The organism is Amycolatopsis sp. VS8301801F10 (assembly GCF_046195355.1).
GTDB lineage: Bacteria > Actinomycetota > Actinomycetes > Mycobacteriales > Pseudonocardiaceae > Amycolatopsis.
Genome location: NZ_CP176065.1, coordinates 6,490,586 through 6,506,995, shown reverse-complemented (window position 1 = coordinate 6,506,995; position 16,410 = coordinate 6,490,586). Strand labels below are relative to the sequence as shown.

The 16,410-nt window shown below is 72.7% G+C and carries 5 protein-coding genes and 1 pseudogene; 4 read left to right on the top strand and 2 right to left on the bottom strand.

The features are described 5' to 3' along the window. Positions 1-15 precede the first annotated feature (15 nt). Both F9C11_RS30460 and F9C11_RS30455 read left to right on the top strand, forming a co-directional pair. Positions 16-6,216 (top strand): annotated as a pseudogene (locus F9C11_RS30460) (SDR family NAD(P)-dependent oxidoreductase); the annotation flags it as partial. Position 6,217: 1 nt separating this feature from the next. After that, positions 6,218-8,539, top strand: a complete 2,322-nt coding sequence (locus F9C11_RS30455; protein WP_409180791.1) for an amino acid adenylation domain-containing protein — start codon at positions 6,218-6,220, stop codon at positions 8,537-8,539. 114 nt (positions 8,540-8,653) lie between these two features. On the opposite strand, the gene F9C11_RS30450 is transcribed toward F9C11_RS30455, so the two are convergent. Beyond that, positions 8,654-9,088, bottom strand: coding sequence for a hypothetical protein (locus F9C11_RS30450; protein ID WP_409180790.1), 435 nt, complete (start codon positions 9,086-9,088; stop codon positions 8,654-8,656). A 1,188-nt stretch (positions 9,089-10,276) separates the two neighbouring features. Between F9C11_RS30450 and F9C11_RS30445 the strand changes: the two genes are divergently transcribed. Continuing rightward, a complete protein-coding gene (locus F9C11_RS30445) occupies positions 10,277-12,916 on the top strand; it encodes an AAA family ATPase (RefSeq protein ID WP_409180789.1) in 2,640 nt (879 codons plus the stop codon). Between the two features lie 157 nt (positions 12,917-13,073). Further along, positions 13,074-15,512 (top strand): beta-glucosidase, encoded by a 2,439-nt coding sequence (locus F9C11_RS30440; RefSeq protein WP_409180788.1) that lies wholly within the window; start codon positions 13,074-13,076, stop codon positions 15,510-15,512. A gap of 66 nt (positions 15,513-15,578) precedes the next feature. On the opposite strand, the gene F9C11_RS30435 is transcribed toward F9C11_RS30440, so the two are convergent. Beyond that, positions 15,579-16,343, bottom strand: coding sequence for a thioesterase II family protein (locus tag F9C11_RS30435; protein WP_409180787.1), 765 nt, complete (start codon positions 16,341-16,343; stop codon positions 15,579-15,581). Positions 16,344-16,410: the final 67 nt, after the last annotated feature.

Sequence of the window (16,410 nt, the reverse complement as noted above, 5' to 3'; positions counted from 1 at the left end):
AAGGGCTCCCGGATGTCGAACGAGGACAAGCTCCGCGACTATCTGAAACGGGTCACCGCCGAACTGCACCAGACCCGCGAGCGCCTCCGCGAAGCCGAGGAGCGCCAGCAGGAACCCGTCGCCATCGTGGGCATGGCCTGCCGGTTCCCCGGCGGGGTCTCGTCCCCGGGCCAGCTGTGGGAGCTGCTCGAAGCGCGCACCGACGCGATCGGCCCGCTGCCGGCCGACCGCGGCTGGCCCGCCGACCTGCTCGACCCCGATCCGGACGCGCTCGGCAAGAGCATCTGCGCGGAGGGCGGTTTCCTCTACGGGGCAAGCGGATTCGACGCGGAGTTCTTCGGCATCAGCCCGCGCGAGGCGCTGGCGATGGATCCGCAGCAGCGGGTGTATCTGGAGACGTCGTGGGAGGCGTTGGAGGACGCCGGGATCGACCCGAACTCGTTGCGAGGCGGCGACACCGGGGTGTTCGCGGGGCTGTTCTACCACGACTACCTGATCTGGAACCAGGCGCGCGAGCAGTCCGAGGGCTACCTCGCCACCGGAAACATGGGCTCGATCGCCTCCGGCCGGATCTCCTACGCGCTGGGCTTGGAAGGTCCGGCGGTGACGGTGGACACCGCGTGTTCTTCTTCGTTGGTCGCGCTGCATTTGGCCGCACAGTCTTTGAACGCGGGGGAGTGCTCGCTGGCGCTGGCTGGCGGCGTGACGGTGATGTCCACCCCGGCCACGTTCATCGACTTTTCGCGGCAGCGGGGCCTGTCTCCGGACGGCCGGTGCAAGTCCTATGGGGACGGTGCGGACGGTGTCGGCTGGGGCGAGGGCTCTGGGGTTTTGGTGCTGGAACGGCTGTCGGATGCGCGGCGCAACGGGCATCGGGTGCTGGCGGTGGTGGCTGGCAGCGCGGTGAACCAGGACGGTGCGTCGAATGGCTTGACGGCGCCGAACGGTCCTTCGCAGCAGCGGGTGATCCGTGCTGCGTTGGCGCGTGCGGGGGTGGGGCCGGACGGCGTGGACGTCGTGGACGGACACGGGACCGGGACCCGGCTGGGCGATCCGATCGAGGCGGAAGCGCTGCTGGCCACGTACGGACAGGACCGGCCTGCGGATCGGCCGCTGCTGCTGGGTTCGGTGAAGTCGAACATCGGCCACGCACAGGCGGCCGCGGGGGTGGCCGGGGTGATCAAGATGGTCTCGGCGATCCGTCGGGGCGTGGTGCCCGCGACGTTGCACGCCGACAAGCCATCGTCCCGGGTGGACTGGGAATCGGGTGCGGTCCGGCTGGCGACCGAGGCGGTGTCGTGGCCGGAGGTGGGCGATCGTCCTCGCCGGGCGGGCGTGTCGTCGTTCGGGTTTTCCGGGACGAATGCGCATGTGATCGTGGAGCAGGCGCCGGAAGGTGCGGATGCTCCTGCTGAGGCTGATGTGGTGTTGCCGGTGGTGCCGTGGGTGGTGTCGGCGCGTTCGGCGGAAGGGCTGGCGGCGCAAGCTGCCCGGTTGGCGGGGCAGGCTGACGGGTCGGTGGATGTGGGGTGGTCGCTGGCGGGCCGGGCAGCCCTGGAACACCGGGCGGTGGTGCTGGGCGACCACGATGCGGGGTTGGCCGCACTGGCCGAGGGCTGCGAGTCTGCTGGTGTGGTGTCGGGCGTGGCGGGTTCGCTGGGGAAGCTCGGTTACGTCTTCACCGGGCAGGGTGCGCAGCGCTTGAGCATGGGGTTGGGCCTGTATTCGGTGTTTCCGGTGTTCGCGGAAGCCTTCGATGCGGTGTGTGCCGAACTGGAGAAGCATTTGGACGGTTCGCCCGCGGCGGTGATCCGGGGCGAGTACGGGGACATCAACGACACGGTGTGGGCGCAGTCCGGGTTGTTCGCGACCGAGGTCGCGATGTTCCGGCTGCTGGAATCGTGGGGAATGCGGCCGAATGCGGTGGCGGGTCATTCGATCGGCGAGTTGGCGGCCGCTCATGTGGCCGGGGTGTGGTCGCTGCCTGACGCGTGTGCGGTGGTGGCCGCGCGCGGTCGGTTGATGCAGGAGTTGCCTACTGGCGGGGCGATGGTGGCGGTGGAGGCGACCGCGGACCAGGTGTCGGAGGTGATCGCGGGTCGCGCCGGGGTGGGTATAGCTGCGGTGAACGGGCCGACGGCGGTGGTGATTTCCGGGGTGGAGGACGAGGTTCTCGCGGCCGCGGCGGAGCTGAAGGGATGCCGGACGAAGCGGTTGTCGGTGTCGCATGCGTTTCATTCGCCGTTGATGGAGCCGATGCTGGCGCGGTTCGCCGACGTAGTGAACTCGGTGGAGTGCCGTCGGCCGGAGCTGCCGCTGGTGTCCGGGCTGACCGGGGCCGTAGTCGGCGACGAGGTGACGGACCCGGGCTATTGGGTGCGGCATGTGCGCGAGGCAGTGCGCTTCTCGGACGTGGCGGGCACCTTGCGGGAGCTGGGGGTGCGGACGTTTGTCGAGGTGGGCCCGGACGGGGTTCTGTCGGGAATGGGTCCGTTGAGCCGTCCCGACGGCGTGGACGAGGCGTGGATTCCGGTGGCGCGGCGCGGACGCGACGAGGTCCGTGCGCTGCTGACGGCGGTGTCCAAAGTGTACGTTCGCGGCCTGGATTTCGACTGGCACAACGTTTTCGACGGCACGGGCGCTCGGCGGGTCGATCTGCCCACCTATGCGTTCCAGCACCAGCGGTACTGGCTCACCGCGGTCGCGGGCGGCCGTGCCGACGACCTCGGCCTGCGCAGCGCCGAACATCCGCTCCTGGGCGCCGTCGCGGAGCTGCCCGCCACCGGCGGGGTCGTGCTCACCGGTCGCCTCGCGCCGGGAACCCCGTCCTGGCTCGTGGACTCGACGCTGGCGGGCCGGACGATCCTGCCCGCCGCGGCGCTGGCGGACCTGGCGATCCGCGCCGGGGACGAGGTCGGATGCGGGCGGCTCGAAGAACTGCTCGTCGAGACGCCGGCGGTGCTGCCGAGCCGGGACAGCCTGTCGATGCAGGTCGCCGTCGGCGAAGCGGACGCGGCCGAGCGGCGGCCGGTGGCGGTGTACACGCGGATCGGCGACGCTCCGTGGGCGCGGCACGCGTCCGGCACGCTCGCCCCTGGCGGCCACGGCGCCGGACTGGCCTCGTGGAGTTCGCAGTGGCCCCCGTCCGGCGCGGAAACTGTCGATGTCACTGCGCTGTACGAAGAATTGGCCGCGTCGGGAGCCAGCTACGGGCCCGCCGTGCGCTGCGTCCGCGCGGCGTGGCGACGCGGCGACGAGGTTTTCGCGGACGTAGCCCTGCCCGAGGGCGCCGACGTCGCCGGATACGGCGTCCACCCCGCGTTGCTCGACGCCGCCCTGCACCTGACCCAGCTGGCCGAGTCCACCGGCGGCGCGCCGTCGCTGCCCACCATGTGGAGCGGTGTGGACGTGCACGCCTCCGGCGCGATCGCGACGCGGGTCCGCGTGGCTCCGGCCGCCGAGGGCGTCGAGGTGGCGTTGGCCGACCCGGCCGGACAGCTCGTCGCCTCCGCGCAGTCGGTGGTGCTGACCCCGTTTACCGCCGCTTCGCTGGACCGCACCCACGACGGGCTGTTCCGGATCGAATGGGCGCCAGTCGAGCTGCCCGACGCGGCTCCCGTCTTTTCGCCGGCGGTCCTCGGCGGCGACGGCGGACTGGCCGTGCCGGGCGCGGTGGGCTACGCGGACGTCGCGGAGCTGGTCGCCGCGGTCGAGGCCGGGGCCGCGGTGCCCGAGGTGGTCGTCGTCTGCTGCCCTCGCGGCGAGGACCCGGCGGAAGGCGTCGCCGGACAGGCCCGCGAAGCCGTGCTGCGCGTGCTGGACGTGGTACGCGATTGGCTCGCCGCGGACGCGGTGGAGAGTTCGCAGCTGGTGGTGGTGACCGAACGAGCCGTGGCCGCGACGCCCGGCGTCGGCGTCCGCCTGGACGGGGCCGGGGTCGTCGGCCTGATCCGCGGCGCCGCGGGCGAACACCCGGAGCGGATCGCGCTGGCCGACGTGGACCGGGTCGACGGCGCCGGCGCGCTGGTGCTGGCCGCGACCGCGCTGCGCGAACCCGAATTCGCGATCCGCGGCGCGGAAGTGCTGGTGCCGCGCCTGCACCGGGCCGAAGCGGACGGCCTCGCCGTGCCCACCGGACCGGACTGGCGCCTCGGCTTCGCCGGGCCTTCGCCGGAAAACCTGGTACTGCGCGAAAAAGACCGTGTCCCGCTGGCGGACGGCGAGGTCCGGGTGGGCATCCGCGCCGCCGGGGTGAACGCCGAAGACGTGCGCACCGTGCGGGACGGCGGCTCCGGGCCCCTGGGCCGGGAAGCTGCCGGAGTGGTGCTGGAAACCGGCCCCGGCGTGACCCGGTTCGCCGTCGGGGACGCGGTCCTGGGCGTGTTCGACGGCGCGTTCGGCTCCACCGCGGCGGCCGATGCCCGGTTGCTGCTGCCGATCCCCGCGGGCTGGTCGCACCCGCAGGCGGCCGCCGCTCCGCTGGCGTTCCTCGCCGCGTGGCACGCGGTGGCCGACCTCCGCCCAGGACAGCGAGTGCTCATCCACGACGCCGCGTCGGCGGCCGGGCTGGCCGCGGTGCGGCTGGCCCGGCTTCGGGGCGCGGACGTCGTCGCGGTCGCGGAACGGTCCGCGTGGCGCGTGCTGTCCGAAGCGGGACTCGACGAGGAGCACTGCACCGAGAACGCCGCCGCGGCTCCCGGACGGGAAACCGTGCGGGTCGACCGGCTTCCGGCTCCCGAGGCGTTCGGCCCGCTGCTGGCCTCGTTGTCCGCCCCGCTCGCCGAGGGCGTGCTGCGCCCGTTGCCGGTGGAGTGCTGGGACATCCGGCACGCGGCGGCCGCGTTCGCCCGGGCGGACCGCGGCGGGCCGGAGAAGATCGTGCTGACCGTGCCCGCGCCGTCCGGCCGGGCGGGGACCGTGCTGGTGACCGGGGCGTCCGGCACGCTCGGCGGACTGGTCGCCCGGCACCTGGCGCGGCCGGGCGGGGCCAGGAACCTGCTGCTCGCCTCGCGGCGGGGCATGGGCGCGGCGGGCATGCCCGAACTGGCGGGCGAACTGGCCCGGTCCGGGGCGGGAGTGCGGGTGATCGCCTGCGACGTCGCCGACCGCGACCAGCTCGCCGAAGTGCTCGCCGGACTGCCCGAGACCGAGCCGCTGACCGGCGTGGTCCACGCCGCGGGCGTGCTCGACGACGGCGTCGTCGGCTCGCTCACCCCGGAGCAGATCCGCCAGGCGATGCGCCCCAAGGCCGACGCCGCGTGGAACCTCCACGAGCTGACCAGGCACCTCGACCTCGACACCTTCACCCTGTTCTCCTCGGTCGCCGGGGTCTGGGGCAGTCCCGGGCAAGCCAACTACGCGGCGGGCAACACCTTCCTCGACGCGCTCGCCGCGCACCGCCGCCAGCAAGGACTGCCCGCCGCCTCGCTGGCCTGGGGCCCGTGGGAGGACGGCATGGCCGGGGAACTCACCGAAGCCGGGCGGCAGCGGATGACCCGCCACGGCCTGCGCCCGCTCGCCGCGGCCGACGGGCTCTCGCTGCTGGACGCCGCCACCGGGCGGACGGACCCGCTGCTGGTCACCGCCCGGCTGGACCTGGGCGCGCTGCGCCGTTCCGGCAGCCCGGTCCCCGCGCTGATGACCGCGCTGGTCCGGCCGGGACGGCGGGCCGCCGGAGCCGCCGACCCGGGCCGGACCAGCGCGCTGGCCAGGGAACTCGCCGAGCTGCCGCCCGAACAGCGCGAGGGCGCGGTCCTGAACGCGGTGCTCGCGCAGGCGGCTCTGGTGCTCGGGAAATCCGGTCCGGGATCGGTCGAGGCGACCCGGTACTTCCGCCAGCTCGGCTTCGATTCGCTGACCGCGCTGGAATTCCGCAACCGGCTCAGCGGCGCGCTCGGCCTCCGGCTGCCCGCCGCGGTGGTCTTCGACCATCCGACCCCGGCGGACCTCGCCCGCTACCTGCACGAGCAGCTCGCCGGCCGGGAAGCGGACCACCGTCCGGTGCTGGCCGAGCTGGACCGGCTGCGGTCGCTGCTGGCCGGGATCGGCGCGCGGGACGCGGCCAGGGCCCGCCTGGCGGACCGGCTGGAGCTGCTGGCGGAGGAATTCCGGGGCAGCGCACCGGTTCCCGGGTCCGGCGGCGGTTCCGACGACGACCTCGCCGCGGCGACCGACGACGAGATCTTCGATCTCATCGACAAGGAACTGGGTATCTGACATGGACACGACGCGCGTCTGGCTGGGCGAAGAACTGGCTTGCGTGGCACCGGCTTCCGGCGAACCGGCCGCGGCCGCGCGGATCGGGCACCGGCTGTCCGCGGAGACGGCCCGCGCCGTCCGCGCACAGGCCGGATCCCTTGGCGTCCCGGAGTTCGAGGTGCTGCTCGGCGCCTACGCCGTGCTGCTCGAAAAGCACGGCGCCGGACGGGACCTGTTCCTCGGCAAGGCGAGCAGGCGGCTGCTCGTCGATCCATTGTGGACCGTCCGGGAACTTCTTGTCCGGCAAGGGGAAACTCCCGCGGAGCCGTCCGGGCGCGCGCGGTACGCGTTCTCCCGGGGCCTCGGCGCCGGCGACGGCGCCGAACTCGAGTTCGCTGTCGACGGCGACCTGGTTACGGGCTGGTACCGGCCCGAACTCCTGCCCGAAGAGCAGGTCCGCCTGCTGCTGGCCCGGTACGAGACAGTGCTTTCCGCCGTGGCCGAGGATCCCGGGGGCCGCGTCGGCGACCTGCCGTGGTGGAGCGCGAAGGACCACGAAATCATCTCAGCGGCCAACGACACCGCGCGACCCGTCGAACCGGCGTCGGTGCTCGAGGCCGTCCACGCCCGCGCCGTGCGCGCACCTGAGACCAGCGCTGTCGGCGAAGGGGATCGCTTCGTCGGCTACGGCCAGCTGTGGCACGCGGCCGTCGCTCAATGCGCCGTGCTCCGGGAAGCCGGGATCGGCCCGGGGGACCGGGTGGCCATCGCGCTCCCGCGCGGCCCCGAACTCGTCGCCGCGGTCCTCGGCGCCTGGCTCGCCGGCGCGGCCTACGTGCCCCTGGACGCGACACACCCCGAGGACCGGATCCGCTACCAGCTCGCCGACTCGGGCGCGAAAATCCTGATAGCGGCGGGAAACATGGGCCGCTTCGCCACGCCCGGCCTCGCCGTGCTGTCCGCTTCCCCCGCCGAGGACGCGCCCCCGGCGGACCAGAGCGCGCCCCCGGCGCCGGATCCGGCCTCCTGCGCGTACCTGATCTACACCTCCGGTTCCACCGGACGTCCTAAAGGGACACTCATCACGCACGGCGCGCTGGCCAACGTCGCGGGCCACTTCGCCCGGCAACTGGACGCCGGCCCGGCGGACACGATGCTGTGGACGACCACCTTCGCCTTCGACATGTCCGGCGTGGAACTGTTCGTGTCCCTGGTCTCCGGCGCCCGCCTCGCCGCCGCGCCGGACGCGGCCCGCAGCGACGGCCGGGTGCTGCGCGAACTGGTCGAACGGTACGACGCGCGGTTCGTGCAGGCCACCCCGACCACTTGGCGGCTGGTCCTCGACCGCATGGCGGACTGCTTGCGCGGCCGCAGCGTCGTCACCGGCGGCGAACCGGTTCCGGTGCCGCTGGCCCGTCGCCTGCTGAGCGCCGGCTGCGTGCTGCACCACGCGTACGGTCCGACCGAAACCGCGATCTGGTCGACTTCCCGCGTCGTCTCCGGCGATCCCGGGCCCCGGCTCGACGTCGGCGGCCCGATCGCCAACACCCGGGTGCACGTCGTGGACCGCCACGACCGGGAACTGCCGGTCGGCGTCCGCGGCGAACTGTGCATCTCCGGCTCCGGAGTGGCCATCGGCTACCACGACCGCCCGGAACTGAACGCGGCCCGCTTCGGCACGCACCCGGTGCACGGCCGCTTCTACCGCACCGGAGACCTGGCCGCCTGGCGCGCCGACGGCACCCTGGACCTCTTCGGCCGCGGCGACCGCCAGGTCAAGCTGCGCGGCAACCGGATCGAACTGGGCGAGATCGAAACGACCCTGCTGGCCCACCCCGAAGTCGCCGCCGCCGCGGTCCTGGTCGTCGGCGACCCGACGGCCGACGCCGTGCTCGTCGGCTGCCTGGAGCCGTCCGGGAGCGGGGTGGACCTGGACAGCGTCCGGGAGCACCTGCGCGAACGCCTCCCCGCCTCGATGACCGTCGGCGAGCTTCGGGTCTTCGATCCGATCCCGGTCAACGCCAACGGGAAAGTCGACTATCCGGCACTGGACCGTTCGCTGGCGGAACGGCCTCGCACCGGCGCGGCGGAGCCGCCGGGTCCTGCGCCGATCACCGACCGGTTGGTCGAAGTCTGGCGCGCTGTGCTGCGTCGCGACGACGTGGACGAGGACACCGATTTCTTCGCCCACGGAGGGAATTCGATGCTGGCGGCGGTGGCGATGCAGGAACTGCACAAGGTGAGCGGGGTGTCGGTCGGTCTCACCGAGTTCTTCGAATGCCGCACTCCGCGGGCTCTCGCAGAGCGGGTTCCGTTGGCCGGAGCCACATCGGATCAGTAAACCGCCAAGCGGAAAAACCTTGCGCACTCCCGTTTCCGGGGGACGGACAGCGAACAGCCCCCTCGGGAACCGAGGGGGCTGTTCGACGATCGACGAGGGCGCTCGGCCGGAGCGTTACTTCTTTTCCTTGCGGAACGCCGCGCGGACCTGGCTGTTGCGGGTCAGCACCGCGACCCCGATCAGCGGCAGCGCGCCGATGCCCTGGATGACGGCGTACCAGGTCGGGCAGATGCCCGGGATCAGGTCCACCGCGATGATCGCGATCGGCAGGATGATCGAGACGGTGGCGAGCCGGTCGTACGGGCCCGCCGCGCCGTTGGCGGCCTTCTTCACCCAGCTCAGCATCAGCGGGGCGACCAGGAGCAGGATCGCGCCCCGCACCCACATGAACGTCGTGACCGGCTGGTGCATGAAGGCGACCACCACGCAGGTGCCGAGCACGATGGCGCAGACGATGCCGAAGAAGCCGACGCACTTCTTGATCGTGTCGAACGCCTGCTTGGTGCGGGGGTCGTTGAGCGCCGCGGTGTCGATCGTGAAGTTGGCCATGTCCGGTTCCTTAAGTCTGGTGGTGCGTTCTGAGGTCTTGCGATGCATTCGAAGCTACTGACCGGCCGGGCTGTCCGGTATGGGTCTGGACGTCCGGCCGAGTAGGGACAGCCACACTTCGCTCCCCGGCGGTTCCGGCGGCGACGGCGTGTGCGCCGTCGAACCCGGAAGCCTGGCTGAGGAAGTGAATAGCAGTACCCGTCGGCCGGTGTCAACGACGCGGCGATCATCCCACGGAAAAGCATTAATGGCCGGACGGGGCGGCAGGCGAATGCGCTCGCCGGCCCGGGAAAGGGCCGGTGAACGGCGGCCTAATTCCCCGGCGAGCCGGCGCGGCGGACCGTCCGCCCGGCCCCGGACCGGCCCCGCGGGGTCCGGGACGGCCCGGGGAGCCGCTCGCGCCGGGAACGGGGCTGTCCCGCTTCGATCAAGAGAACCGCCAGTTCACCGGCCAGATCGGGGCAGCAGGGGAGGGGACGGCGGGAGACGCGGAGGGGAAAAACTCCTGCCGCCGCGCCCTGTCCGGTGAGTCGTTGACATGCCTGCTGGGCCGTTGATATGTTCGACTGGCAGTTGAACGGGGGCTGGGGCGTGTCGACTATTCGATAATGGGGGACATTATCAAGCGCGTTCAGCCGTGAAGCAGCGAGACAAAACAAGCTTTGCCGGAAAAAGCGGCAGGGTTCCGATTTTCCGCGCCGGCGGCAGGCCGTCGGGGGAGGTCGCGGACCCGCTGTCGTGAGTCGTCGGCGACGTCGGGGGCGTCGTCTGCGGGCACGGCCGAGCCGGGCGGTCTGGGGAAACACGATCCCGCCCGTGCGACGCGTTCCCGCATGCCCTCTCCCGCGCGGGAAGCACTGCCGCGGGGGAGGTAACTGCCGGAGAGCAGGCAGGCGAGAAAAAGCGGGCGAGGCGATCCGGGGCCGGGTGCGGCGCCGGGTCTCCCGGGACCGCGAGAACCCGGGCCGGACGGCCGCGGGGAATCCGGGCGGCCGGTGCGCGCGAGGCCGGGGCGCGCCGACCGCGTCGGCCGGGCGTGTCCTGTCCGGACGCCGTCAGCGGCGTCCCGGCGAGCGGCGGCCCGTTCCCCCTGGCGCGCCAATGCCCTTTCCCGCGCTTCCACCCTCCACTCAGGACATTCCGCGGCACTGGCGAACCGACGAGGAAAGACACGAGGAGGCCAGTCCGATGAAGCGGATTCGCTCGGGACGGCGGGGGAGCCGGGGCCCGGAGCTGGGGAAGCTGAGAGAGGCCCACCGGCGGGCTGCCGAGGGCCGCGCGGGCACGGTGCTGCTCACCGGTCCGGCGACGGCGGGCAAGACGGACCTGATCCGCCGCTTCACCGACGAGCTGTCCGGCTCCGGCTCGGTGGTGCTGCGCGCCTCGGCGGCGCGGACGGAGCAGCGCGTCGGTTTCGGGGTGGTGGACCAGCTTCTGCTCGGCCTGCCGGAGACCGGAGCCCCGGGCGGAATCGCCGAGGGGCGCGACGCGGACGCCCGCGGCCGGCAGTTCTGCGACGCCGTGCTGGCGCTGGCGGCCGACCGTCCGGTGGTGGTCGTGGTCGACGACCTCCATTTCGCGGACGCCGAATCCCGGCACGCGCTGCTGCACCTGCAGCGCCGCACGCACGAGGAGCCGGTGCTGTTCCTGTTCAGCGAACTGAGCCCGGCGCAGGAGAACGTGCGCTCCTTCACCGCGGAACTGTCCCGCCATCCCGGATGCGAGCGGATCCGGCTGGAACTGCTCTCGCCCGCCGAGACCGCCCGGTTCGCCGGGCCGGAGCACGCCGACGAACTCTGCTACGCCGCCACCGGCGGAAATCCGCTGCTGCTCGCCGCCTTGCTCGCGGACCGCCGGGAAACCGGCGCCGCCCCGGCTCCGGAGAACTTCCGCTGCGCGGTGTCGGCCTGCCTGCACCGGGTGGGCCCGGCCGCGGTGCGGGTGGCCTGCGGCCTGGCGATCCTGGGCGGCGCGGACCGTCCCGCGCTGGCCCGGCTGCTGGGCCTGAGCACGCACGAGGTGGAGCTAGCGCTGCGCATGACGACCGAGACCGGGCTGCTCGTGGACGGGAAGTTCCGGCATCCGCTGGTGGCCGCCGCGGTCGGGGAAACCCTGGTGCTCCAGGCAGGCGCGGAGCTGCGGCTGGCCGCCGCGCGCGTGCTGCGCGACACGGGCGCGCGGTCGCGGGCGATCGCCGAGCAGCTGGTCGCTGCCGGGGAGGCGCCGGACCCGTGGATGGCTGCCGCGCTCCGGCAGGCCGCGGCCGAAGCCCGGCTCGAGGCGGACCCGTCCTTCGCGATCGCCTGTCTGGAGCTGGCGCTGCGAGCCTCGGGCGGGATCGCCGAATCGGCCGCGATCGCCGCCGACCTCGTCCGGATCCAGTGGCGGAACAACCCGTTCGTCGCCGCCCGGCACCTGCGGGCGCTCGGCAGCGCACAGCGGCGCGGCCTGTTGGACGACCGCGACACCGGCGTGCTGGCCCGCTGTCTGGTGTGGCAGGGCGAGATCGCGGAAGCCCGGCAGCTGCTCGACCGCTGGCGGCTGGCGGCCGATCCGGCGGACGCCGGGAGCGCCCGCGAGATCCGCGCGGTCCGGCAATGGATCCGCTGCTCGTATCCGCTCCTCGGCGTGCCCGCCGAGGAGAGCGTGCCGGAGCAGCGGCGGGCAGGCCAGTTCTCCCGCCACGCCGACGCCGTGCAGGCCGCCGAGGCGTTGACCGGCGCGCTGACGGACGGGCACGGGCGCTCTCCGGCCGGCGAGGCCGAGGGGCTGCTGTACGGAAGGCCGTTGACGGAGGACCGGTTCGAAAGCCATTACGCCGCACTGCTGACCCTGGTGTACTCCGAACGCCCGGCCGAGTCGCGACACTGGTGCGATCGGCTGCAGCGCGCGGCGGCCGAACGCCGATCGCCGACCTGGCAGGCGATTTTCGCCGCGACGGCGGCGGAGGTCGCGGTCCGGTACGGGGACCCGGCGGACGCGCTCCGGCACGCACGCGCCGCGCTGCAGCACCTTTCCCTGCGGGACTGGGGCGTTTTCGCCGGACTGCCGCTGTCCGGCCTCGTGCTCGCCTCGACCGCGCTGGGCCGGCACGAAGAGGCGGGCGCGGCGCTGCGGCTGCCGGTGCCCGAAGCGATGTCCGGCAGCCGGACGGCCCCGCTGTACCTCTACGCCCGCGGCATGCACTACCTGGAGACCGGGCGGGCGCGTCCCGCGCTGGCCGATTTCCTCGACTGCGGCCGCTTGATGCGGCACTGGCGGATGGACCGGCCCGCCTTCGTGCCGTGGCGCTCGGGCGCGGCGTCGGCGTGGCTGCTGCTGGGGCGGCGCGAGGAAGCCCGGCGGATCGCCGAACAGCAATGGGGACTGCCCGGTGTGCCGGGCAGCGGGACGGGCGCGGCGTCGCTGCGAATCCTTGCCCTGTGCGGAGATCCGGCCGGGCGGCCGGCGCGCCTCGCGGGCGCGGCCGGGCCGGACGCGGAGATCGGCCGGTTCGCGCTCGTGCGCGCACTGCGCGAACCGGCCGGGCGCGGGCTGCGTCCGGCGCCCGGCGACGGGGCTCCGGCCGCTTCCCGGCGGAAACCGCGGCCGCGTCCGGAAAAACCCGTGCCGCGGAACTGGAGTTCGCTGCTGAGCACCGCCGAGGAACCGGTGGCGACGATGGCCGCGCTGGGCATGACCAACCGGGAGATCAGCGCGAAACTGTTCATCACCGTCAGCACAGTTGAACAGCACCTCACCCGCGTCTACCGGAAACTCCAGGTGCGCAGCAGGGCGGAGCTGCCAGGACGGCTCCGGACGGCAGATTGTGCCGGCGATGCGAGCTGACCCGGCGCGGCGGTGTGTAAAATCCGCCCGGACATCGCGGGCGGGCCGGCGAACGCCCGGAATGTGACGGTATTGCCGGGAAGTGCGAATGTCCAGTTCGGCCATGGGGGTTCCGGAGCCGGACCGGGGGGTTCGCCCAAGAATTCTGGGGCGTTGAATGAATGCATTACGCAGGTTTTTGCGCGGCCGCGCCAAGCGGGCGGCGACGGTGGCCTGTGCCGCCGTGCTGCTGCCCGGCGCGGCCGCCTACGCGGTGACCGGCAGCGGGTCCCTCGGCGGGCCGCGGTCCTCCTTCGACCCGGAGCGCGCGCGGGCGCTGGTGGCGGAGATGACCCTGGACGAGAAGCTGTCGTTCGTCTCCGGGTCGGCGGACCCGGATTCGATCGGGGAGGCGGGGTTCGTGCCCGGCGTGCCGCGGCTGCGGATCCCGCCGCTGCGGATCACCGACGGGCCGGCGGGCGTCCGGATCGGCAAACCCGCCACCGCGCTGCCCGTTCCGGTGGCGCTGGCGTCCTCGTTCAACGACGGACTGGCCAAACAGTACGGATCGGTGCTGGGCGGCGACGCCCGCGCGCTCGGCGCCGACGTGGTGCTCGGCCCGATGATGAACGCGATCCGGGTGCCGCTCGGCGGGCGCAATTTCGAGACCTTCAGCGAGGACCCGCTCGTCACGTCGCACATCGCGGCGGCGGAAGTCACCGGCATCCAGTCGCGCGGCGCGATGGCCTCGGTCAAGCACTTCGCGGGCAACAACCAGGAACAGGACCGCTACAGCGTCGACGCCAGGATCGACGACCAGGCCCTGCACGAGATCGAGCTGAAACCGTTCAAGGCGGCCGTCGACGCGGGCGCGGCCTCGGTGCTGTGCTCCTACAACAAGGTCAACGGCGAACAGGCCTGCGGGAGTTCGGCGCTGCTGACCGACATCCTGCGCCAGCAGCTGGGCTTCCAGGGCTGGGTGATGTCGGACTGGTACGCCACGCAGTCCACCGGTTCCCTCGTCAAGGGACTCGACCAGGAGATGCCGGACAGCAAGTTCCTCGGCTCGGCGCTGAAGTCGGCGCTGGGCAGCGGCGCGATCCCGATGTCCGCTTTGGACACCGCGGTGACCCGGATCGTGACCCAGATGGGCCGCTTCGGGCTGCTCGACTCCCCGCCGCCGGCCCGGCCGGCCCAGGACCCGGCCGCCGGGGCGAAGGTGGCCCAGCAGGTCGCCGAACAGGGCGCGGTGCTGCTGCGCAACGAGGGCGGCACGCTGCCGCTTTCCGGTGCGGCGGGCCAGAATCTGGCGTTGATCGGCCCCACCGCGAAGGTGCCGAAGGTCGGCGGCAAGGGCAGTTCGCTGGTGACCCCGGCGCACGCGTCGTCCCCGCTGGACACGATCACGGCGCGGGCGGGCAAGGGCGCGCGAGTGTCCTACTCGCAAGGCGTCAGCGAGGACTACGCGGCTCTCCCCGCCGCCCAGGTCTCGCCCCAGTTCCCCGCGGCCGCCGACGGCGCGATCACCGTGGCGCCGAACCAGGTGCACCAGGGGACCCTGGACGTGCCCGAGACCGGCGACTACCGGTTCACCGCCGACGTGAGCGGTCCCGGCGTCGCGCTGCTGACCGTCGGCGGACGGGCGAAGGCGTTCATCCCCGGCATCCCGGCGACGCTGCGGGTGCACCTGGAGGCGGGCAAAGTCCCGGTCACGCTGGGGCAGCTGGACGGTTTCGCCAACGGCGACATCACCGCGAAGCTGAAGTGGCTCACGCCGACCCAGGCCCACCAGAAGTTCGGCGAGGCCGTCGCCGCGGCCAAGAACGCCAAGACCGCCGTCGTGTTCGCCTACGACGACGAGAGCGAGGGCATCGACCGCGATTCGCTGTCGCTGCCGGATTACCAGAGCGAGCTGATCTCCGCGGTCGCCGCCGCCAACCCGAATACCGTGGTGGTGCTGAACACCGGTTCGTCGGTCGCGATGCCGTGGCTCGGCAAGACCAAGGCGGTGCTGGACATGTGGTACCCCGGCCAGCAAGGAGCCGAGGCGACCGCGCGGCTGCTGTACGGCGATGTCGCGCCCAGCGGACGGCTGACCCAGACCTTCCCGGCGTCACTGGACCAGACCCCGGTCGGCGGCAAGCCGGAGGCGTACCCGGGCAAGGACGGCACGGTGCAGTACTCCGAGGGCATCCAGGTTGGCTACCGGTGGTACGACAAGAACAGCGTGCGGCCGCTGTTCCCGTTCGGCTACGGGCTGACCTACACCCAGTTCGCCTACCGGGACCTGTCGGCGGCCTGGCGCGACGGCGGGCTCGACGTCGAATTCACCTTGTGCAACACGGGTTCGGCGGCGGGCGAGGAAGTGCCGCAGGTGTATCTGGGCGCCAGCCCGGAGGTCAAGGCGCCGCAGGCGGCCAAGGCGCTGGCGGGATACCAGCGGGTCAAGCTGGCCGCGGGGGCGTCCGCCCGGGTGAAGATGCGGATCGACGGGAACGAGCTGACCTACTGGGACACGTCGGCGAAGAGCTGGCGGGTCGGGACGGGGGACCGGAACGTCCTGGTGGGTCCGTCCGCCGCGGTGACGCCGTTGAGCCGTTCGGTGCGGATCAGCTGACGGGAGGGGCCGGGCGAGCGGGAGTTCCCGTTCGCCCGGCGCGCCGGTTCCGCCGCGGGGAAACCTCTACGCGGACCGCAGCGCGGAACCGGCGACCCGGGAGATCTCCGCGTTCACCGCCGCGCCGTGCACGTTCAGGAAGAAGTGCCCGCCGGGGAAAGCCTTCATCTCGAAGCGCCCGGAAGTGTGCTCGCCCCAGGCCCGCACGTCCTCCAGCGGGGCCTTCGGGTCCGCGGTTCCGCTCATCGCGTGGATCGGGCAGGGCAGCGGCTCCCCCGGCTCGTAGCGGTAGGTCTCGGCCGCCTTGAAGTCGTTGCGGATCGAGGGCAGCGACATGCGGAGGATCTCCTCGTTGCCCGAGACCGGATCCTCGTCGCCGGACAGCTCGCGCACGATCTCGATCAGCCGGTCGTCGCTGGCGAGGTAGTTCTGCTCCGGGAAGTGCCGGGACGGGGCCCGCCGCCCGGTGACGACCAGCGCCAGCGGGGGACGGCCCTGTCCGGCGAGCACCCTGGCCGCCTCGAAGGCCACCGTGGCGCCGAGGCTGTGTCCGAAAAGGACGACCGGTTTGTCCAGCCAGGGCACGAGATTCTCCAGGCACGCCGACACCAGGCCGGGCACGTTGTCGATGCCCGGCTCGGAACGCCGGTCCTGGCGGCCGGGGTACTGCACGGCCAGCACGTCCAGCTTCGGCGCGAGCGTCCGGGCGACCGGGAAGAAGTAGCTGGCCGAACCCCCGGCGTGCGGGAAACAGACGAGCCGGGTCGGCGCCTCGTCGGCGGGCTGGAACCGGCGGATCCACGGTTCCGTGTCACTGATGCTTTTGGGCACGCGCAATCCGTCCTTCACGGTTCACAGCAAGCGGCCGTAGTCGCTCCCCACTCTCCTCGCACCCGGT